Genomic DNA, 19,638 nt, shown 5'->3' with positions numbered 1-19,638 from the left:
GTAACCGCAAAGAATTACTTGGTGATAACCTTGCGACCGCGGTAGTAACCATCCGCAGTGATATGGTGACGCAGATGAGTTTCGCCAGAAACTTTATCTACTGACAGAGTGGCAGTGGTCAGAGCATCGTGCGAACGACGCATGCCACGCTTGGAACGGGTTGGTTTATTCTGTTGTACGGCCATGGACCTTACTCCTATTACTTACGCTTTAAACTGGCTAATACGGCAAATGGATTTGGTTTTTCTGCCTCTTCAGGCAGCTTACCAAAGACCATGTCCGCGTCGGACACTTCACAGTGTTCAGAATCATGCACCGGAACCACCGGCAGTGCGAGGATGAGCTCATCTTCTATCACTGCCAGCAGGTCGATCTCACCAAAATCGTTGACATCAACCGGCTCGTAGGCTTCCGGTAGTGCCTCAGCCTGGTCGTCAGAAGAGACCGGACTAAAGCAATAGCTTACGTGTACAGCTTGCGGAAATGGCTGGTTGCAGCGTTGACACATTAACGTCACCTGCACATCCGCCGTTCCTTGCAGAACCGCGAGGCGCTGGTTGTCAACCGCAAACGACATGGCACATTCCACATCACTGTCCACACTCACGACCGTTTCGGCCAGGCGCGCCACCAATTCAGGTGCATAAACACCATGATAATCCAGGCGTTTTTGCGCGGCGCGGACCGGATCGAGCGTCAGGGGTAATTTTACCTTTTGCATAGGGCGCGCATATTAACTTTGTAACGTCTTAGAGTCAAAGAAAAAGGCCGTTTTACAGCATCTTTCACCTGCTATTCGCATCCAGTGCGGCGCATAGTTTAAAATGCCCGTCCTGTTTACGCTATCTATTCTGTAAAAAAATGATGATGCCACTGGTTTTAGCCTCAACTTCCCCGTTTCGTCAGGCGCTTCTCAGCAAGCTTGGCGTGCCGTTTGTGACCGCTGCGCCTGACTGCGACGAGACCCCGCAGCCCGAAGAAACAGCGCCTGAACTGGTGCAGCGCCTGGCGCTGGCCAAAGCGCAGGCGCTGGCTGCGCAATTTCCGGATCGCTGGATTATCGGCTCCGACCAGGTGTGCGTGCTGGAGGGCGCTATCACCGGCAAGCCGCACACCCGCGAAAACGCCTGCCGCCAGCTGGCTCAGGCGAGCGGAAAAGCGATTGTGTTTTATACCGGGCTGGCGCTGCTGCAGCCCGACAGCCGGCAGCAGTTTGTGCTGTGTGAGCCCTTTACAGTGCACTTCCGCACGCTGAGTCGGGAGGAGATCGCGCGCTACGTTGAGCTGGAGCAGCCGCTGGCGTGCGCCGGCAGCTTTAAAAGCGAAGGATTAGGCATTTGTCTGTTCGACAGGCTTGAGGGGCGCGATCCGAATACGCTGATCGGGCTGCCGCTGATTGCTCTTAACCAGCTACTGATCAAGGCCGGCATCAACCCGCTGGGCTGATGCCGGTATCGTCAGCTTTTCTTTTGCCGCAGTCTGGTCAGGCAGTGTCTGAGTGCCGCATCCAGCGGCGCCTCCATGCGTAATGTCTCGCCGGTGGCGGGATGCGTAAACGTCAGCGCTGCCGCGTGCAGAAACAGGCGCGATAACCCTGTGTCAGCCAGCTGACGATCAAATTCGCGATCGCCATAGCGATCGTCAAAGGCGATTGGATGGCCACCATGCAGGGTATGCACGCGGATCTGATGCGTGCGTCCGGTCACCGGGCTGGCTTTAACCAGCGTCGCCAGCTCAAATCGCTCTTCCACTTTGAACCGGGTTTCTGAAGGTTTGCCTTCCGCGCTGACGCGCACTACCCGCTCTCCGCTCTGCAGAATGTTTTTCAGCAGCGGAGCCTGCACCACTTTCAGATGAGAAGGCCAGTCGCCGCGTACCAGCGCCAGATAATCTTTCTGCATCCCCTTCTCACGCAACTGCTCATGCAATGAGCGCAGCGCCGAACGCTTCTTAGCCACCAGTAATACGCCTGAGGTGTCGCGATCCAGCCGGTGTACCAGCTCCAGGAAACGCGCCTCCGGACGCAGCGCGCGTAGCCCTTCAATAACACCAAAGCTCAGGCCGCTGCCGCCGTGCACCGCCGTACCGGACGGCTTATTCAGCACCAGCAGATGATCGTCTTCATACAGAATGGCATCCGCTAACGCCGCAACTTTATCAAGCTTTGGCGATACGGCCTGCTCTTCCCGCTCTGCAACCCGCACCGGCGGTACGCGCACTTCGTCGCCATCCTCAAGCTTATATTCAGGCTTGACGCGTTTTTTATTTACCCGCACTTCGCCTTTACGCAGAATGCGGTAAATCATGCTCTTTGGCACCCCTTTAAGCTGGGTGCGCAAAAAGTTGTCTATACGTTGTCCGGCATTTTCAGCCGTGATGGCGACAAAATGTACGCCGGGATTCTCTGTTTTCATGCCGGCGATTCTAAATAGTGTCCCCTGATAGCGCCACCCCTTTTTCTGTGCTTAACTCTCTCTTGTTTCAGGCGTCTGACCGCTCAAAACGGTGGCTTTTTCAGCAAACTGCCGATTAGCCCCGCAAATGAACAGGTTAAGGGCGTACAAACTTCACAGCTCAACAAAAGTCGCCTTGCTATATGCGGGTGAGCAGTGGAATAATGCTGCTGTTTCTGCGCCAGAAAGATTCGGGCAGAAAAAGAGCGAAATTAAGGTAATTTGCCGGATAAAACGAGCACGCTGCAATGGCGTAAGACGTGATGCTTTATCAGGCACTTAGCGGGCTGCGGGTTGCGGCCTGGACAACAGACTGGGATGTGTGGATTTTCAAAAATTTTGTATTATTTCCACCTTCAGGCGCTGGTTTTCCTTATGAAAAGCAGGCCACCGACAAGATTTGCGCCCCTTTAGCCGCCGACAACCGTGAGGTTGACGTCAGTGCATGCAGACACGGGGCCATCGGTTGATTCTCGTCCAGGGTAACGATGCCCGCAGCTTTATCACTCATGTGAGAATAACGAGTAAGTCACGATGAAAAGAATGTTAATTAACGCAACTCAGCAGGAGGAGTTGCGCGTTGCCCTTGTTGACGGTCAGCGTCTGTACGATCTGGATATCGAAAGTCCCGGACACGAGCAGAAAAAAGCCAATATCTACAAAGGTAAAATCACCCGCGTTGAACCCAGCCTTGAAGCGGCATTTGTCGATTATGGCGCTGAGCGTCACGGTTTCCTCCCTCTGAAAGAAATTTCCCGCGAATACTTCCCAGCTAACTACAACGCGCATGGCCGTCCTAACATCAAAGATGTGCTGCGTGAAGGCCAGGAAGTGATTGTCCAGATTGATAAAGAAGAGCGCGGCAATAAAGGCGCTGCACTTACTACCTTTATCTCTCTCGCAGGCAGCTACCTGGTTCTGATGCCAAACAACCCGCGCGCCGGAGGCATCTCTCGCCGGATTGAAGGCGATGACCGCACGGAACTGAAAGAGGCGCTTTCCGCGCTGGAATTGCCGGAAGGCATGGGCCTGATTGTACGCACCGCAGGCGTGGGGAAATCAGCTGAGTCGCTGCAGTGGGATCTGAGCTTCCGTCTCAAGCACTGGGAAGCGATCAAAAAAGCGGCAGAGAGCCGTCCCGCACCCTTCCTGATCCATCAGGAAAGCAACGTTATCGTACGCGCTTTCCGCGACTACCTGCGTCAGGACATTGGTGAAATTCTTATTGATAACCCTAAAGTCCTGGAGCTGGCGCGTCAGCATATTGCTGCGCTGGGCCGCCCTGATTTTAGCAGTAAGATCAAACTCTACACCGGCGAAATCCCGCTGTTCAGCCACTACCAGATTGAGTCGCAGATCGAGTCCGCCTTCCAGCGTGAAGTCCGTCTGCCTTCTGGCGGCTCAATTGTTATCGACAGCACCGAAGCGTTAACCGCGATCGACATTAACTCCGCGCGTGCAACCCGCGGCGGCGATATCGAAGAGACTGCTTTCAATACTAACCTTGAAGCAGCCGATGAGATTGCCCGCCAGCTGCGCCTGCGCGACCTCGGTGGCCTGATCGTTATCGACTTTATCGATATGACGCCGGTCCGTCATCAGCGCGCCGTGGAGAACCGACTGCGCGAAGCGGTACGTCAGGATCGTGCACGCATCCAGATTAGCCATATCTCCCGTTTTGGTCTGCTGGAGATGTCGCGTCAGCGTCTCAGCCCGTCACTGGGTGAGTCGAGCCATCACGTCTGCCCGCGCTGTAGCGGCACGGGGACCATCCGCGATAACGAATCACTGTCACTCTCCATTCTGCGTCTGATTGAAGAAGAAGCGCTGAAAGATAACACCAAAGAAGTACACGCCATCGTGCCGGTGCCGGTTGCTTCCTATCTGCTGAACGAAAAACGTGAAGCGGTCAGTGCGATTGAGAAGCGCCAGGGTGGCGTACGCGCCATTATCGTGCCTAACGATCAAATGGAAACGCCGCACTACTCCGTACTGCGCGTGCGCAAAGGTGAAGAGACACAAACGCTCTCTTATCATCTGCCGAAGCTGCATGAAGCTGAAATGGCGCTGCCATCAGAAGAAGAGCACGCCGAGCGTCGTCGTCCGGAGCAGCCTGCGCTGGCTGCCTTTGTCATGCCGGACGCCCCGCCTGCACCGGTTGAAGTTACTGCCGAAAAACCTGCCGCGAAGAGCGAGCCAAACGCACAGGCTACAGCGCGTTCTGCTGCTGCGCCTGCCACCGTCAGTACGGGTCTGGTGGGTCGCCTGCTTAACGGTCTGAAAAAGCTGTTTGCGGGTGATACGCCGGCAGCAGCTCCAGCGGAAGCACAACCTCAGCAGGTAAGTAAGCCGGCAGAAAATGAAAGCAGCACGCAGCAGCGTGGTGAACGCCGTAACCGCCGCAACAATAATCGTCGCGACCGCACGCCGCGCAATGGTGAGCAGGCTCAGAACCGTGAGCCGCGTGAAGCACGCGAGCCACGTGAAGCGCGCGAGCCGCGTGAAGCCCGTGAGCCACGTGAAAACCGTGAACCGCGTGACAACCAGGAGAACCGTCGCAACAAGCGTCAGAACGAGCCGCGTGCCGAGCGCCCGGTTCTGACTGAAGAGCAGCAGCAGCAGCGCGATGAACAGCAGCAGCAGCGCCGCGAGCAGCGTGCCGAGCGTCAGCGTCGTCGTCAGGAAGAGAAGCGTGCTCAGCAGCAGGAAGAGAAAGCCGTTGAGTCCGTTGCAACCGAAGAGATCCCTGCAGTTGACGCAGCGGTACAGGAAGAAGAACGCGTTCAGGTCATGCCACGCCGTAAGCCGCGTCAGCTGACTCAGCGCATCCGCAGTGGCGAGGTTGTGGAAGCATCACCAGCCGCAGCGCAGCCGGAGACAGCAGCGGAGATTGCACCGCCGGTTAACACCGCTGAGCAGCCGGAAATGAGTGATGAGCAGGATGATAACGAGAACCGTGAAGGCGCGAACATGCCACGCCGTTCACGCCGCTCTCCGCGTCACCTGCGCGTCAGTGGTCAGCGCCGCCGTCGCTATCGCGATGAGCGCTATCCCCTGCAGTCGCCGATGCCGCTTGAAGCTGCAGCCGCCTCGCCAGAGATGGCATCAGGTAAAGTCTGGGTTTCCTATCCGGTTACGCAGACGCACGAGCATTTCACCTCTCAGGCGCCGCTGAACGAAATGACCGAATATGGTTATCAGGATGCAGCAGACGCGCTGCCGGTGGCTGCCGAAGCCGCCTCAGCGGGCGTGCCTCAGCCTGAAACGTCAGAGGTTGTGCATCAGGCTGAACCGCAGGCGCACACCGAAGTGCCGGTGGTAAACACCGATGACCTGACCCCTGTTGCCGCGCCGGTTGATCATGAGCCTGCGGTTATCTCTGCAGCTGATGAAGCGGTGGCGCAGGAGACGGCGGCGGAAGCCGAGCCTGCGACCGTGACTGAGACCGTGTCAGAAGAGGCGCCGCAGCCTGCTGTGCAGGACGCAGTACAGCCAGCGGTAACCGAAGCCGCTGCTGCTGCAGAACAGGCACCGGGGGATGTGACTCCTGCTGTCGAAACGCAGGTTGAAAAGGTGCTGTCAGCGCCGGTCGCAGCGGAAGCCCCTGCCGCGCCAGTAACTGAACCTCATGCGCCGGTTCCGGCACGCGATGTGTCAGTTGAGCAGCCAGAATCACGCTTTAAGCTGCACGCCACGGCACCGATGACCCGCGCGCCAGCACCCGCCTGGGAGCCGGAGCCGGCACGTCACAGCGACTGGGTACGTCCGCCGTTCAGCTTTGAAGGCCGCGGCTCTGCCGGTGGTCACAGCGCGACGCATCAGGCTACCGCACCGGCAACCCGTCCGGACAGCGTATAACCTGCGCAGATAAAAAAACAAAACCCCGGCTGGTCCGGGGTTTTTTATTGCCTGCTGTTTACCGAAAGCGGCCTGAATCGCAGCCAAAAAAAACCCACCGCCCGCGAAGGCGATGGGAAAAACAAGCGCACCCGGTTAAGTACGCTGAACGTCAGGTCAGTTACGAATTAAGCTGGAACAGCGACATCTTTGACATATCACTAAAGGTTTTATATGACGCCTGCAGGGCCGTCTGCTGCATGGTGTAACTGGAGATCGCCTGGGTGTAATCAACCTGTACCAGATCGCTCATCTGTGTGGTCATGATGGTATTGCGATCGTCACCCTGCTGGTTCAGCGCACCCACCTCAGCCATCTGGATCCCCACAGCAGAACGTACCGTCAGCACGTTATTAAGTGAGTTGCTCAGCCCGCGGTTGGTTTTATCCATTGCGGCCTGAAACGCCTGTTTTGTGGCATCGTCCGCGTTATCCTGCGGCGTTTTCAGCGCGGCAATCGCGCTGTCGAGCATGCTGAACAGGCTGGTCTCGCTGGTACCGTTATCAGGCTCTGGCTTTGCGTTGCTGGTAATCGCCATAAACACGGACTTACCGGTGCTGCCCACCTGCATGGTGCGGCTTTCGTCGACTTTCTGCGTAATCGGCTCATCCCCGCCCACGTAGGTCACGCCGGTGCTGCTGTCGCTGAACGGCGGCACATCGGTCTTATAGCCGGCAAAAATGTAGCGCCCGTTACCATCCTGACTGTTCGCCTGGTTCAGCAGCTGCGCGCGCAGCCCTTCCAGCTGAGTGGCCAGGGAGCCACGATCGTCATCACTCAGGGTGCCGGTGGAGGCATTTACGATGGTGGTCTGCGCATCCTGTATGGTACTGATCACGCTGGAGAGCGCATTCTCTTCCATCGAGAGGCTCTGATTAGCAAAACTGCGTGCCGTGGCATACTGGCTGCTTTTTACCTGCGACTGTGACAGCACAACCGCGCGTGAAGCTGCGATAGGATCGTCAGAGGGGTTGCTGACCCGCAGCCCGGTTGCCAGCTGCTGGCCTACCTTCAGCCAGGAGGATTGCGAGTCGGTGATCCCGCGCACCTGCTGGTCAAAAATCATACTTGAGCTAAGACGCACTTTCTTCTCTCCTCTGCTTAGCTGCGAATGCCCATCAGCGCATTAAACACCGCGCTGGCGGTCTGCAATACCTGCGCATTCGCCATATAAAACTGCTGATACTTCGTCAGGTTGGCGTACTCTTCATCAAGGTTGACGCCGGAGACGGACTGCTGCCGGTTACTCAGCTGCGTGACTACGTTTTTCTGCGTGGTGCTGGCGGTTTCCAGCGAGTTGGTTTTGTTGCCCACGCTGCTGACAAGGCTGGCATAAGCCTGCGCAATCGTTGCATTTCCGTTAACCAGCTTGCTGTCCTGCAGATCAAGCAGCTTCTGTGCGTTGCGGTTGTCGCTTTCGCCGCTGCCTTTCGCTGCTGCTGCTGCGATCTCTGACTCGCTGGTGATGGCCACCGACATGCCGCCAATCACATTCTGTACCGGCTTAACCAGAAAACTGTCACCGCTATTCGCGCTGCCGCTGACCGTCAGCTGCAGACCATCAAAATTCAGCGTGCCGTCGGCCGCCGGCGCTACGTCAAAACGCACGTTATCGGCAGCACGGGTAACGGACCAGGTGCCGCTCTCATAGCTAACGGTATAGTTGGACGCTTTCAGGGCGCTGGCGTCACTCCAGCTGGCGCTGACCGATGCCGTTGAGGTGTTTTTCAGGTTACTGACCACATCCGGACTGCCGATGGTAAAGAACGCTTTTCCTGCGTTGCCTTCACTGTCAAAACCGCCCTGATGCACGTCGTTGAATGCGGTGGTAAACGCTGCGGCCAGCTGGCCCAGCTGGTTCTGGGCGCCGTCCAGATCCTGTGTACGAAACGCCAGCAATCCACCCAGCGAGCCGGTGGTCAGCGTTTTTTCCGGGATCGCTACGTTGCCGGCCTGTTTGTCGCTGTAGCCAACGGTAAGGCGCGTGGAGTCGGCGCTGGAAGGCATCGCCACCAGGCTGGTCGCATTCCGGCCGTTAACCAGGGTGATATTGCCTGCTGAGACGATATAGCTGCCATCCTGCTGCGCAACTTTCACGCCCACCACATTGTTCAGGCTGTTGACCAGCTGATCGCGCTGATCCATCAGGTCGTTAGGGGCAGCGCCACCGCCGGTGGTGAGCTTTGCAATCTGCGTATTAAGGTCGGCAATCTGGCGCGTAAAGGTATTGACCTGATCGACGCTGGCAGCGATATCGGTATTCACGCTGGTCTGCATGTTATTAAGGTATTGCGACGTGGTCTGGAACTGATTAACCAGCCCCTGCGCATAACTCAGCATCGACTGACGCGCTGACGGATCGTTGGCGTTACTGACCACGTTCTGTACGTTAGTAAAAAAGCTCTGTATCGATGTTGAGAGGCTGGTGGTAGACGTAGAGAGCAGATCGTCAATATTGGAGATCTGATTATGCTGGGTATTGACCGCGCTGTAGCTGGCGCTGGAGCCACGCAGCTGCGTCGTGATGAACTCATCATACTCACGCTGTACGCCGCTGACATTCACGCCGTTGCCATAATAGCTGTTGCCCTGCAGCGTGCTGTTAGCCTGCGACAGCAGAATAGTCTGCCGCGAGTAGCCCGCCACGGTGTAGTTACTGATGTTATTGCTGGTGGTGCTTAATGCGGCCTGTGCGGCGCTCAGCCCGCTCATTGCGGAGTTAATTATACTGGACATCTCGGTTCCTTTCTTTCCCGTTAACCGGGCTGGCAGTCATCAGTGCAGTTGTGCGGACGGCAGGCGCCCGCAACATATAAATGTTATCGGCGTGCTTAAGGGAAACTTGAGGCTAAGACGTCAGAACAGATCGGTGATATCCTGGCCATAAGCTTTTACGACTTTTTCGCCCATGTTTTTGAATTGCTGGATCATTCCTACCAGTTTTTGCGCATACTTCGGATCGGTGGCGTACCCCGCCGCCTGCAGCGCGCGCGCGCCCTGTTCCGCACTCGGCGCGCTGGTGACCGCCGCATAGCGCGGATTTTTCGACAGCAGGCGCACGTAGTCGGTCAGCGCCTCAAGGTAGGAGCCGTAGACGCGGAAGCTGGCGCGCACTTTCTTCGCCTCGCCCGCCTCATACTCGGTGGTCATGATATCCGTGGTGTCGCCTTTCCAGTCGCCGCTCGCCTTGATACCAAACACGTTATAGCTCGGCTTGCCGTCGCGGGTCAGGATCTGACGCTGGCCCCAGCCCGACTCCAGCGCCGCCTGCGCCAGGATCAGGTGGTGCGGAATACCACTCTGCTGGCTGGCGAGTTTCGCCGGCTGCGCCAGCTGGGCGATAAACTCACTGCTGTCAGAAGGCAGGTTTACAGGCGCAACCGGCAGACGCGGTACCGCTTTACGCACAATCTGTTCCAGCTGCATCGGCACGCTGTTGTTGCTGCTGTAGATGAAGCTGTTATCCAGCTTCATCGGGAGCGTGCCGGCCCGCTCATCCGGCGCCTGCGCGGGCTGCATCTGTTTGACAATCGTGTCAGCCAGACCCAGTCCGCGTTTGCCTATCTCCTGCGCAATCTGCTGATCGTAGAGCGAGGTGTAGAGTCGCGTCTGATCGTTGCTCAGCGCGCCATCCTGCGGCAGCGCGTCGCGCATGCTTTTCAGCATCATCTGCACGAACATGCCCTCTACCTGTTTCGCCACCTGCAGCGCTTTTCCTTTGGGATCGGCAGCGGCCTGGCGTTTCAGCTCGTTCAGCGAGCGGCTGTCATACGCCGCATTGTTCAGCGATTGCATATCGGTCATCAGATGATTTCCAGCTTCGCGCGCAGACAGCCTGCGCTCTCCATCGATTGCAGAATCGACATCAGCTCTATCGGCGTTGCACCCAGCGCATTCAGGGCACGCACCACATTGTTCAGATTTGCGCTGGCGTTGACGCGCTGCAGTGCGCCACCGCTCTGCCGCAGATCGATCTGCGTCTGCGTTGTCGCCACCGTCTGTCCACCGGCCAGCGGCGTATCGGGCTGGCTGACGTTCTGCTGCTGATTCACCGTGACCGACAGATTCCCCTGCGCCACTGCACAGCTGTTCAGCGTAACCTCGCGGTTCATCACCACCGTGCCGGTGCGTGAGTTGACGATCACTTTGGCATCTTCCAGCGGCACAGAGACATCAATGTTCTGGATCTCCGCCAGCGCCCGCACCTGAGAGCTGTTGTTGGGTGAGACGCGGATCTGTACAGTGCGCGCATCCAGCGGCAGTGCCGACCCGATGCCGCGACTGTTGATGGCATCCGCAATGCGCTGCGCCATGGTGAAATCTTCATTATTCAGCTGCAGGTTAATGGTGTTCTGGCTACCAAAGTTGCTCTGCAGCTCGCGCTCAACGGTCGCGCCGCCGGTAATACGGCCGCCGTTAAGCTGGTTAACCTGTACGCTGCTGCCGCCGGCCGACGCGCCCGCGCCGCCGACCAGAATATTTCCCTGCGCCAGCGCATACACCTGATTATCCACCCCTTTCATCGGCGTCATCAGCAGCGTACCGCCGCGCAGGCTTTTGGCGTTACCCAGCGAAGAGACCACAACGTCCAGCGTCTGTCCCTGACGGGCAAACGAAGGGAGTTTCGCTGTGACCATTACTGCCGCCACGTTTTTCAGCTGCATATTGGTGCCAGCCGGCACGGTGATCCCCAGCTGGGAGAGCATGTTGCTGACCGTCTGGGTGGTGAATGGTGTCTGAGTGGTCTGGTCTCCGGTGCCGTCCAGTCCCACTACCAGCCCATAGCCAATCAGCTGGTTTTCGCGCACGCCCTGGATGCTGGTCAAATCGCGAATGCGATCTGCCTGCGCCATCAGACTGCTGACAGCGAGCAGTAAACCGAGACCCGCGCGCAGCAAAATACTTTTTTTCATCATAACCTCTTACATCGGCGAGATGTTCAGGAAGAAGCGCTGGAACCAGCCCATAGTCTGCGCCTCATTGATATAACCGTTACCTACGTACTCAATGCGCGCATCGGCCACCTGAGTAGAGAGCACGGCGTTGCTGGCACTGATGGTGCGCGGATTCACCACGCCAGAGAAACGAATAAATTCGGTGCCCTGATTGATCTCAATCTGTTTCTCACCCACGACGCGCAGGTTGCCGTTAGAGAGCACCTGATTCACGGTCACGGTGATGGTGCCGGTAAAGGTGTTGTTGGCGGTGGCGCCCCCTTTACCTGCAAAATCATTTTTGCCGCCGGCGCTCAGTGCGGCTTTCTCACCGCCTGCGCCCAGCAGGCCTTCCAGCCCGGTCGGCACGCCGGTTACGCCAAAGCTGTTGCTGCCATTGCGGTTAGCGCTGGCGGAGGAGCTTTTGCTCGCGCTGACGTTCTCCTGCAGCGTGATGGTCAGCGTGTCACCAATATTGCGTGGGCGACGATCCTCAAACAGCGGCTGGTAGCCGTAGTTCAGCGGCGCAACGCCCTGAAAAATAGAGCCGTTCACCACTGGTGGCGCAGACGGCGTAGGCTCTGCCGTGGTTACCCCTTGTACCAGTGGCGTGCGCGGCACCAGCGCACAACCGTTGAGCGTCAGTAGCAGCGTCGCTACTAACCAATGACCAGGCTTGAGAATCGCTTGCTTCGCCACGGAGTTCTGACCTTCTGTATGTTCTTAATCGGGCCAGCGGAGTGGCCCAACGATCCCGGCATTAAAGCTGGGTGAGTTTCTGCAGCATCTGATCGGAGGTACTGATCGCTTTGCTGTTAATTTCATACGCGCGCTGCGTCTGGATCATGGTCACCAGCTCTTCCGCCACGTTGACGTTTGAGGTTTCCACATATCCCTGATAGAGCAGGCCTGCGCCGTTCTGACCAGGCGTGCTCTCAGTAGGCGCGCCGGACGCCTGCGTCTCCTGATAGAGGTTCTCGCCGACGCTGTCGAGACCGGCATCGTTCATAAAGGTGCTCAGCGTGAGCTGACCCACCTGTGCGGGCTGCGCCTGCCCCTGCTGCGTCACCGTAACCACACCATCGCGGGCAATCGTGATGCTGGTGGCGTTTGCCGGGATCGTGATACCCGGCTGTACCGGGAACCCGGCGTTGGTCACCAGCTGACCATTCTGATCCACCTGGAAAGAGCCATCACGCGTATAGGCAGAGGTGCCATCCGGCATCTGCACCTGAAAATAGCCCTGTCCGTTTACCGCCACATCTTTTGAGTTGCTGGTCTGCGACAGGTTGCCCTGGTTATGCAGACGCTCAGTGGTGACCGGGCGTACACCGGTACCGATCTGCAGACCAGACGGCAGCGTAGTCTGCTCAGAGGATTGCGCCCCAGGCTGACGCAGCGTCTGATACATCAGATCTTCGAAGACCGCGCGCGAACGCTTAAAGCCGTTGGTGCTGACGTTTGCCAGGTTGTTGGCAATGACGTCCATATTGGTTTGCTGTGCGTCAAGACCGGTTTTCGCGATCCATAAAGAACGAATCATTCTGTTTTCCTTACGCCTTAGCTGCTCATATTGAGCAGCTGATTAGCGCGCTGTTCGTTTTCATCAACGTTTGAGATCACTTTCATCTGCATCTCAAACCGTCGGGCGTTGGCGATCATATCGACCATGGTTTCAACCGGCTTGACGTTGCTGCCTTCCAGCACGCCCGGCATCACCTGTACCGTCGCGTCGTTAGCCAGTGCAGCACCGCGCTGCGCCTGGGTCGCCGCGCTGGGACGAAACATGCCGTCATCACCGCGCGTCAGCTCCTGCCCCGTGGCGCGCACCAGCTTGAGCCGGCCCAGCTGAACCGTGGCGTTAGGTGCATCGCCCGCATTGAGCGCGGTGATAGAGCCATCTGCCGCGATGGTGAGCTGTGCGCCCTGCGGCACCGCAATCGGTCCGCCGTCACCCATGACGGGATTGCCCTGAATGGTCAGCTGACCGGTGGGGCTGATCTGCATATTCCCGTTACGGGTATAGGCTTCACTGCCATCGGCGGTGCGTACGGCCAGCCAGCCATCCTGCTGTACCGCCACATCCAGCGGACGCTCGGTGTAGTCGAGCGAACCCTGCGTCATATCGGCACCCGGCGTTGAAGCGGCTACCAGCGTGCGCGTTGGCAGAGACCAGCCGCTGACCGGCACCGCGCGCAGCGCATTCAGCTGCGCCCGGAAGCCCGGTGTCGAAGCATTGGCGAGGTTGCTGGCGGTAACAGACTGCTGCTCCATCGTCTGACTGGCCGCGCCCATCGCGGTATATATTGCGTGATCCATAAAGCAATCCCGTTAGCGTATTAACGAAGGTTAACCAGGGTGTTAAGGATCTGATCCTGGGTCTTAATGGTCTGGCTATTCGCCTGGTAGTTACGCTGTGCCACGATCATATTCACCAGCTCTTTACTCAGATCGACGTTAGAGGCTTCCAGCGCGCCAGAGGTGAGGCTGCCGTAGGTGCCGGTACCGGCCAGACCGATCGCGGCCTGACCCGATGAGCTGGAGGCGGACCAGACGTTATCCCCTTCTGACTTCAGCCCTTCCGGGTTGGAGAAGCTGGCCAGTACGATCTGACCCAGCAGCTGGGTTTTACGGTTGGAGTAAGTCCCGCTGATGGTGCCGTCATCGTTAATGGTGTAGCCGGTGAGGTCGCCTGGCGCATAGCCATCCTGCGTCGGGTTACCAAAGTTGGTCGCGCCGGTGTTCTGCTGCAGGCTGCCCAGTACGCTCAGATCAACCCGCTGATTCGCTGCGGCGCCGTTAGAGCCATCAATGGTCAGACGGATAGTGCTAGCGGAGGTCAGCTTGCCGCTGGTGTCAAAGGTCATCGTAAAGTCACCGGCGGCTTTACCGGTGGTAGAGTCGATCGCGTGCACCGCCCAGGTATTATCCGCGCTCTTGGCGTAGTAGAGATCCAGCGCGTGATCGTTACCCTGCGAGTCATACACGGTCACGGTGCTTTTCGCGTTATAGCTGTCCACTTTGCTGGTATCAAACGGCGTGACGGTCGGGATCGCATCGGTTGAGTTCAGGTTTGACACCAGGGTCGCCGCGGTAGTGGCGCGCGCTGACATCTGCGTGGTGGGAATGCTCAGCGCAATTGGGTTCGCACCGTTCTGAATGGTCGGCGGGGTGCCGTTTGCCGGGTAGCCGGTCACTTTCATCCCCTGGGTGTTCACCAGGTTACGGTTCTCATCCAGCGTAAACTGACCGTTGCGTGAGTAGAACACGCCGCCGCTGGCGTCGGTCATACGGAAGAAGCCGTTACCGCTCAGCGCCACATCCAGCCCGCGGCTGGTTGAGGTGGTGGTGCCGTCGTTGAAGTTCTGGATCACCGCCGCCACTTTGGTTCCCATACCGACGTTAGAGCCTGCGAACATGTCGGCAAACGCGATGGTGCTCGACTTAAAGCCCGCCGTGGCGGAGTTGGCGATGTTGTTACCAATGACATCAAGGTTGCTGGAAGCAGCACCCAGGCCGCTCACCGCTTGTGAAAAAGACATGTAATCTCTCCTGCTAAGGGGTTAGTCAGAGAATCTGACGAATTTCATCGAGGGTCGCGGAGCCCATGGTGCCGAGATCCAGTTTTGCGGTGTTGTTCACGGTGCTGACGCCATTGACATAGGCGTAGTTCAGCGGCTGTGCCACCAGCTGTGTGCTGCCATTGCTGGCGGCGAGTGCTACAGAATATTTGCCATCTGGCGCGACGCTGCCGTCATCGAGCTTGCCATCCCAGGAGAAGGTGTGTACCCCTGCGGTCAGGCCGCCCAGATCGATGTTACGTACCACGTTGCCGTTGGCATCTTTAATGGTCACGCCGGTGCCGGTTGACGCCGTACCCAGCTCCACGCCAAACGGCGTCGTGGTGCCTTTGCCGACCAGTACCTGATCGCCTTTGACCATCACGCCATGCCCAATCAGCGTTGAGCTCTGCAGTGACTGGCTGGTGCTGATCTGGCCGGAGATCGATCCCAGCGTGGTGTTCAGCTTCTCAATCCCGCTCAGGGTGTTGATCTGCGCCAGCTGCGTGGTGAGCTGGCTGTTATCCATCGGATTGGTCGGATCCTGATTCTGCATCTGCGTTACCAGCATGTTCAGAAACTGGTTCTGCAGCTCCTGCGCGCTGTTGCCGGTGCCGGCCGAGCCGGAACTCAGGATCGTCGGGTCGAGATTGTCTTTAATGCCTACGGTTAAGCTCATCGTATCTCTCCGTTACTGCCCGATGGTGAGCGTTTTCATCATCATCGACTTCACTGTGTTCAGGACTTCGACGTTGGCCTGATAGCTGCGCGACGCAGACATGGTGTTGACCGTTTCAGCCACCACATCCACATTGGGCATTTTTACGTAGCCTTTCTGATCGGCCATCGGATTGCCCGGGTCATAGACCAGTTTTGCGGGCGTAGGATCGTTGACCACGCCAGCCACTTTGACGCCGCCGGTGGCTGCGCCCTGGGCGGCATTGGTCTGGAAAATAACCTGCTTCGCCACATAAGGCTGTCCATCCGGTCCGGTTACGCTGTCGGCGTTAGCCAGGTTACTGGCGCTGACGTTAAGCCGCTGCGACTGTGCGGTCATCGCCGAGCCGGCGATATCAAAAATATTCAGCAATGCCATGCTTATTGCCCCTGCAGTACGCTCATCATGCCTTTGATCTGGCTGCTGATGAGGGTGAGATCGGTTTGATACTTCAGGCTGTTATCGGCGAACTGCGTACGTTCGCGATCCATATCGACCGTGTTGCCATCTGCAGCAGGCTGGTCAGGAATGCGATACAGCAGATCCATCGCGGGCTGCGCCTGCGTTTGTGCTTCAATATGGCGCGATGAGGTCACATTCAGCGCCAGACCGCTGCCCTGCGCGCGGCCGTTCTGCATCACTTTGTTCAGCTGGCTGGCAAAGTCGATATCGCGCGCCTGATACCCTGGGGTATCCGCATTCGCAATATTTGACGCCAGAATCTCCTGACGCTGTGCACGCAGGTTTAACGCTTCGGTACCGAATCGCAGTGCGGCATCGAGTTTGTCGAGCATGCTTCCTCCGCGAATGAAAATTTTGAGCTGACAGCTTAATCGGGGGATTGCAAGGGCGATCGTCTGAATAACAGCAAAAATCACGGCTATTTTTACCCTTGATTTTTTTTTGCAGCGGGTAGACTCATCAGCAACTTTCAGTGGGAGGCGTTATGCGCAGAGCAACACATGGGCTGATTCTGGCGGTACTGCTGCTGGCGCTGCCAGGCTATGCAGCCGATCTGAACGCGCAGCTGACATCCTATTTTAAAGCGCGCGATCCGCAGCACGCCGCTGGCATGGTGGTCATTGTTCGTACCCCATCCGCACAGTGGCCCGCCTGTGAGACGCCGCAGCTGCAGCTGCCCGGTAACAGCCGCCAGTGGGGTAATCTGAGCATTGCCGCCAGCTGCGGACAGAATCGCCGCTATCTGCAGGTGCAGGTCCAGGTGACCGGTGACTATCTGGTCGCGAATCACCAGCTCACGCGCGGCACTGCCGTCAGCGCGGCTGATTTCAGAACGGAAACGGGCCGGCTCGATACGCTGCCGGCTCGCGCGCTGGTTGACGGCACGCATCTCGCAGAGGCGATTGCCCTGCGGGATATAGCGCCCGGTCAGCCGGTTACGGCTTCGATGCTGCGCCAGCCGTGGCGGGTTAAAACCGGCCAGTCGGTGATGGTCACGGCGAGCGGCGACGGCTTTAATGCCAGCAGCGAAGGCCGCGCGCTGAGCAATGCCGGCGTCGCGCAGACGGTGCGGGTACGTATGGGAAATGGTCAGGTGGTAAGCGGTCGCGTCGGCGAGGATGGGAATATTCTGATATCACTCTAAAGCGCTAAAGAACAGAGGTGTTCAGCCGATAGAGATAACAGCTAAAATATAACCCTATGCCGATTCAGTGGGCGCATTCCACTGTACTTACAGGAGCCAAGCCATGAGCATCGACAAAACCCAACCGTTGAAACCGGTCAGCACGGTACAACCCCGCGACGCCAGCGACAACGCAGGCAGAGTCCGTCAGAACACCGCGCCGGCCGCCTCTGCTGTCAGTGAAAAGAGTGCTGAAGTCAGTCTGAGCTCGCTTCAGGCGCAGCTGAAGGAGCCCGGCAGTCGCGATATTAATACCGCTCGCGTTGAGCAGTTAAAAACCGCCATCCGCAATGGCGATCTGAAAATGGATACCGGCAAAATTGCGGATGCATTAATTGCCGATACCCGGAAATATTTAGAAGGCAACTGATCCCGATGGATAATCTGCTGACGACCCTGGATAAAATGCAGGATGTACTGGCTTCACTGACTCAGATCATTGAGGAGGAGCAGCAGCAGCTCGCAGCCGGGCAGGTTAACGGCAACCTGCTGCAGCGCATTACTGAAGATAAAGCCGCGCTGCTGACAACCTTAAATTATCTGGATGAGATGCGCCATAATACGGAGAAAACGCTCGGTATAGCGGCGCCCTATCGCGGTCAGCAGGATATCGCCCGGCGCTGGGCCACTATCGCGCGCGTCACGCAGCAGCTGCGCGACGCCAATCAGCATAACGGACTGCTATTGCAGCATCAGGTCGCGTTTACCCGCGATGCGCTGCAGGTGCTGAAGCCGCATCAGACCCAGGCATTTTATGGCCCGGACGGACGCGGACTGGGCCAGGCCACGCTGCGCAGCAAAGGCTGACGCCTTAGCCGCGACCAGGGCAGCCGGACTGCCCTGGCAATGCGCATTCAGGCGACGGTGCGGCGGGCAAAATCGCGCGGCCGGAACCCGAGCACGCCGAGCACCACAAAATAGGCTCCCCCGCCGACGGCACAGACCGCCGCCAGGCGCACCAGCCGCCAGCCCATCTCGCCCTGTTCCCATGCCGGCATCACCTGCAGCATGCCCAGCAGCGCGGCGGCCATGACCGCGACCGCGATAAACAGGCGTAATAAAAAACCCATCCAGCCTGGCTGTGGCTGAAAAATATCCTGTTTGCGCAGCTGCCAGTAGAGCAGCGCAGCGTTGAGGCAGGCCGCCAGCCCAATCGACAGCGACAGCCCCGCGTGCTTCAGCGGACCGATAAACGCCAGATTCATCAGCTGCGTCATAATCAGCGTCACTATCGCTATCTTCACCGGCGTTTTAATATCCTGCCGCGAGTAGAATCCTGGCGCCAGCACCTTGACCACAATCAGCCCCATCAGGCCAACGGAATAGGCAATCAGCGCGCGCTGCGTCATTGCCGCATCAAACGCGGTAAATTTACCGTACTGAAACAGCGCCACCGTCAGCGGTCCGGCCAGAATGCCCAGCGCCACTGCGCAGGGCAGCGCCAGCAGAAAACAGAGGCGCAATCCCCAGTCCATCAGCCGTGAATACTCGGCCTGGTTGCCGCTGGAGAAGCTCTTCGCCAGCGACGGCAGTAGAATGGTCCCCAGCGCTACGCCCAGCACGCCGGAGGGGAACTCCATCAGGCGGTCAGCGTAGTACATCCAGGAGACGGAACCTGACACCAGAAAGGAGGCGAAAATAGTATTGATGATGAGCGAGATCTGGCTGACTGATACGCCGAGGATCGCCGGTCCCATCTGGCGCATCACGCGCCAGACGCCGGCATCGCGCAGATTAATGCGCGGCAGTACCAGCATACCTATCTTCTTCAGGTGCGGCAGCTGGTAGCCAAGCTGCAGCACGCCGCCCACCACCACCGCCCACGCCAGCGCCATAATCGGCGGATTAAAGTGCGGTGCGGCAAACAGCGCAAAGCCGAGCATGCTGATATTCAGCAGCGTGGGCGCAAACGCCGGAACCGAAAAGCGATTCCAGGTATTGAGGATCGCCCCCGCCAGCGACGCCAGCGAGATCAGCATAATATAGGGGAACGTCACCCGCAGCAGCGCGCTGGTAAGTGCAAATTTATCGGCGGTATCCGCAAAGCCGGGGGCTGTGATCATAATCACCCAGGGCGCGGCGAGCATGCCCAGTACCGTCACCACAGCCAGCGCCAGCGTCAGCAGGCCTGACACATACGCCACAAAAACCTGCGTCGCCTCTTCACCCTGCTTCGCTTTGTACTCCGCCAGAATCGGGACAAACGCCTGTGAGAACGCGCCCTCGGCAAAAATCCGGCGCAGCAGGTTGGGCAGCTTAAACGCTACAAAAAACGCATCCGTCGCCATCCCGGCGCCAAATACGCGCGCCACAATGGCATCGCGGGCAAAGCCCAGCACGCGGGAAAACAGGGTCATCGAACTGACCGCAGCCAGCGATTTTAGCAAATTCATAATGAAGGGTGCGTCCTGAAAAAGTCGGAAAAAGCGCC

At 58.0% G+C, this 19,638-nt stretch carries 21 protein-coding genes; 6 read left to right on the top strand and 15 right to left on the bottom strand.

The genetic code is table 11. From position 1 onward, the window contains the following. Positions 1–14 precede the first annotated feature (14 nt). Together rpmF and yceD are read right to left on the bottom strand one after the other, a co-directional pair. Positions 15–185 carry a 50S ribosomal protein L32 gene (gene rpmF / locus AC2CF9_RS00895; protein ID WP_017348070.1) on the bottom strand — a complete coding sequence of 57 codons (171 nt, stop codon included), beginning with the start codon at positions 183–185 and terminating at the stop codon, positions 15–17. 14 nt (positions 186–199) lie between these two features. Beyond that, entirely contained in the window at positions 200–721 is a 522-nt protein-coding gene (yceD, locus tag AC2CF9_RS00890; RefSeq protein ID WP_065649597.1) for a 23S rRNA accumulation protein YceD, read from the bottom strand. Positions 722–861: 140 nt separating this feature from the next. Between yceD and AC2CF9_RS00885 the strand changes: the two genes are divergently transcribed. After that, positions 862–1,446: a Maf family protein gene (locus AC2CF9_RS00885; protein WP_150017331.1), complete on the top strand. Its 585-nt coding sequence runs from the start codon at positions 862–864 to the stop codon at positions 1,444–1,446. An 11-nt stretch (positions 1,447–1,457) separates the two neighbouring features. Here AC2CF9_RS00885 and rluC read toward each other — a convergent pair whose 3' ends face one another. After that, on the bottom strand, positions 1,458–2,414 hold the full coding sequence (rluC, locus tag AC2CF9_RS00880) for a 23S rRNA pseudouridine(955/2504/2580) synthase RluC (protein ID WP_150017330.1): 957 nt from the start codon (positions 2,412–2,414) through the stop codon (positions 1,458–1,460). A 299-nt stretch (positions 2,415–2,713) separates the two neighbouring features. On the opposite strand from rluC, the gene AC2CF9_RS00875 reads away from it, so the two are divergent. Together AC2CF9_RS00875 and rne are read left to right on the top strand one after the other, a co-directional pair. Next, entirely contained in the window at positions 2,714–2,923 is a 210-nt protein-coding gene (locus tag AC2CF9_RS00875) for a hypothetical protein (protein WP_139074200.1), read from the top strand. A 64-nt stretch (positions 2,924–2,987) separates the two neighbouring features. After that, positions 2,988–6,311 carry a ribonuclease E gene (rne, locus tag AC2CF9_RS00870; RefSeq protein WP_484556038.1) on the top strand — a complete coding sequence of 1,108 codons (3,324 nt, stop codon included), beginning with the start codon at positions 2,988–2,990 and terminating at the stop codon, positions 6,309–6,311. A 160-nt stretch (positions 6,312–6,471) separates the two neighbouring features. On the opposite strand, the gene flgL is transcribed toward rne, so the two are convergent. From flgL to flgB, 11 genes are all read right to left on the bottom strand, one after another. Beyond that, positions 6,472–7,434, bottom strand: coding sequence for a flagellar hook-associated protein FlgL (gene flgL / locus AC2CF9_RS00865; protein WP_484556037.1), 963 nt, complete (start codon positions 7,432–7,434; stop codon positions 6,472–6,474). A gap of 17 nt (positions 7,435–7,451) precedes the next feature. Next, positions 7,452–9,086, bottom strand: coding sequence for a flagellar hook-associated protein FlgK (gene flgK, locus AC2CF9_RS00860; protein WP_484556036.1), 1,635 nt, complete (start codon positions 9,084–9,086; stop codon positions 7,452–7,454). A gap of 120 nt (positions 9,087–9,206) precedes the next feature. Then, entirely contained in the window at positions 9,207–10,154 is a 948-nt protein-coding gene (gene flgJ / locus AC2CF9_RS00855) for a flagellar assembly peptidoglycan hydrolase FlgJ (protein WP_150017326.1), read from the bottom strand. After that, positions 10,154–11,203: a flagellar basal body P-ring protein FlgI gene (locus AC2CF9_RS00850; protein ID WP_255474550.1), complete on the bottom strand. Its 1,050-nt coding sequence runs from the start codon at positions 11,201–11,203 to the stop codon at positions 10,154–10,156. Before AC2CF9_RS00850 ends, flgJ begins: the two co-directional genes overlap by 1 nt. A 69-nt stretch (positions 11,204–11,272) precedes the next feature. Continuing rightward, the gene (locus AC2CF9_RS00845; protein ID WP_039383804.1) at positions 11,273–11,983 is read right to left on the bottom strand and encodes a flagellar basal body L-ring protein FlgH; all 711 of its coding nucleotides are present in this window, start codon (positions 11,981–11,983) and stop codon (positions 11,273–11,275) included. A 61-nt stretch (positions 11,984–12,044) separates the two neighbouring features. Then, on the bottom strand, positions 12,045–12,827 hold the full coding sequence (gene flgG / locus AC2CF9_RS00840; protein ID WP_039383803.1) for a flagellar basal-body rod protein FlgG: 783 nt from the start codon (positions 12,825–12,827) through the stop codon (positions 12,045–12,047). A 17-nt stretch (positions 12,828–12,844) separates the two neighbouring features. After that, positions 12,845–13,603, bottom strand: coding sequence for a flagellar basal body rod protein FlgF (locus AC2CF9_RS00835; RefSeq protein ID WP_039383802.1), 759 nt, complete (start codon positions 13,601–13,603; stop codon positions 12,845–12,847). Positions 13,604–13,623: 20 nt separating this feature from the next. After that, complete coding sequence (gene flgE, locus AC2CF9_RS00830; protein ID WP_150017325.1) at positions 13,624–14,826, bottom strand: flagellar hook protein FlgE; 1,203 nt, start codon at positions 14,824–14,826, stop codon at positions 13,624–13,626. 25 nt (positions 14,827–14,851) lie between these two features. Then, a complete protein-coding gene (gene flgD / locus AC2CF9_RS00825; protein ID WP_071668728.1) occupies positions 14,852–15,523 on the bottom strand; it encodes a flagellar hook assembly protein FlgD in 672 nt (223 codons plus the stop codon). 12 nt (positions 15,524–15,535) lie between these two features. Beyond that, entirely contained in the window at positions 15,536–15,940 is a 405-nt protein-coding gene (gene flgC / locus AC2CF9_RS00820) for a flagellar basal body rod protein FlgC (RefSeq protein WP_039383794.1), read from the bottom strand. A gap of 2 nt (positions 15,941–15,942) precedes the next feature. After that, positions 15,943–16,356: a flagellar basal body rod protein FlgB gene (gene flgB, locus AC2CF9_RS00815; RefSeq protein WP_039383791.1), complete on the bottom strand. Its 414-nt coding sequence runs from the start codon at positions 16,354–16,356 to the stop codon at positions 15,943–15,945. Positions 16,357–16,508: 152 nt separating this feature from the next. Here flgB and flgA point away from each other — a divergent pair, with 152 nt between their 5' ends. From flgA to flgN, 3 genes are all read left to right on the top strand, one after another. Then, a complete protein-coding gene (gene flgA, locus AC2CF9_RS00810; RefSeq protein ID WP_150017324.1) occupies positions 16,509–17,168 on the top strand; it encodes a flagellar basal body P-ring formation chaperone FlgA in 660 nt (219 codons plus the stop codon). 103 nt (positions 17,169–17,271) lie between these two features. Next, complete coding sequence (gene flgM / locus AC2CF9_RS00805) at positions 17,272–17,577, top strand: flagellar biosynthesis anti-sigma factor FlgM (protein WP_150017323.1); 306 nt, start codon at positions 17,272–17,274, stop codon at positions 17,575–17,577. Between the two features lie 5 nt (positions 17,578–17,582). Continuing rightward, entirely contained in the window at positions 17,583–18,014 is a 432-nt protein-coding gene (gene flgN / locus AC2CF9_RS00800) for a flagellar export chaperone FlgN (protein ID WP_108569241.1), read from the top strand. Between the two features lie 47 nt (positions 18,015–18,061). Here flgN and murJ read toward each other — a convergent pair whose 3' ends face one another. Continuing rightward, positions 18,062–19,600 (bottom strand): murein biosynthesis integral membrane protein MurJ, encoded by a 1,539-nt coding sequence (gene murJ, locus AC2CF9_RS00795; protein WP_484556035.1) that lies wholly within the window; start codon positions 19,598–19,600, stop codon positions 18,062–18,064. Positions 19,601–19,638 lie beyond the last annotated feature (38 nt).

The sequence above is a fragment of the Pantoea sp. SYBGC1 genome (assembly GCF_057197005.1).
Note: the sequence above shows the minus strand (reverse complement) of the source record. Positions and strands in the feature narration are given on the sequence as shown.

Excerpts from the sequence above, each read along its gene's own strand:
- rpmF (WP_017348070.1), bottom strand. The coding sequence starts at position 185 with ATGGCCGTACAACAGAATAAACCAACCCGTTCCAAGCGTGGCATGCGT.
- yceD (WP_065649597.1), bottom strand. The coding sequence starts at position 721 with ATGCAAAAGGTAAAATTACCCCTGACGCTCGATCCGGTCCGCGCCGCG.
- AC2CF9_RS00885 (WP_150017331.1), top strand. The coding sequence starts at position 862 with ATGATGATGCCACTGGTTTTAGCCTCAACTTCCCCGTTTCGTCAGGCG.
- rluC (WP_150017330.1), bottom strand. The coding sequence starts at position 2,414 with ATGAAAACAGAGAATCCCGGCGTACATTTTGTCGCCATCACGGCTGAA.
- rne (WP_484556038.1), top strand. The coding sequence starts at position 2,988 with ATGAAAAGAATGTTAATTAACGCAACTCAGCAGGAGGAGTTGCGCGTT.
- flgK (WP_484556036.1), bottom strand. The coding sequence starts at position 9,086 with ATGTCCAGTATAATTAACTCCGCAATGAGCGGGCTGAGCGCCGCACAG.
- flgJ (WP_150017326.1), bottom strand. The coding sequence starts at position 10,154 with ATGACCGATATGCAATCGCTGAACAATGCGGCGTATGACAGCCGCTCG.
- AC2CF9_RS00850 (WP_255474550.1), bottom strand. The coding sequence starts at position 11,203 with ATGGCGCAGGCAGATCGCATTCGCGATTTGACCAGCATCCAGGGCGTG.
- flgG (WP_039383803.1), bottom strand. The coding sequence starts at position 12,827 with ATGATTCGTTCTTTATGGATCGCGAAAACCGGTCTTGACGCACAGCAA.
- AC2CF9_RS00835 (WP_039383802.1), bottom strand. The coding sequence starts at position 13,603 with ATGGATCACGCAATATATACCGCGATGGGCGCGGCCAGTCAGACGATG.
- flgE (WP_150017325.1), bottom strand. The coding sequence starts at position 14,826 with ATGTCTTTTTCACAAGCGGTGAGCGGCCTGGGTGCTGCTTCCAGCAAC.
- flgD (WP_071668728.1), bottom strand. The coding sequence starts at position 15,523 with ATGAGCTTAACCGTAGGCATTAAAGACAATCTCGACCCGACGATCCTG.
- flgC (WP_039383794.1), bottom strand. The coding sequence starts at position 15,940 with ATGGCATTGCTGAATATTTTTGATATCGCCGGCTCGGCGATGACCGCA.
- flgB (WP_039383791.1), bottom strand. The coding sequence starts at position 16,356 with ATGCTCGACAAACTCGATGCCGCACTGCGATTCGGTACCGAAGCGTTA.
- flgA (WP_150017324.1), top strand. The coding sequence starts at position 16,509 with ATGCGCAGAGCAACACATGGGCTGATTCTGGCGGTACTGCTGCTGGCG.
- flgM (WP_150017323.1), top strand. The coding sequence starts at position 17,272 with ATGAGCATCGACAAAACCCAACCGTTGAAACCGGTCAGCACGGTACAA.
- flgN (WP_108569241.1), top strand. The coding sequence starts at position 17,583 with ATGGATAATCTGCTGACGACCCTGGATAAAATGCAGGATGTACTGGCT.
- murJ (WP_484556035.1), bottom strand. The coding sequence starts at position 19,600 with ATGAATTTGCTAAAATCGCTGGCTGCGGTCAGTTCGATGACCCTGTTT.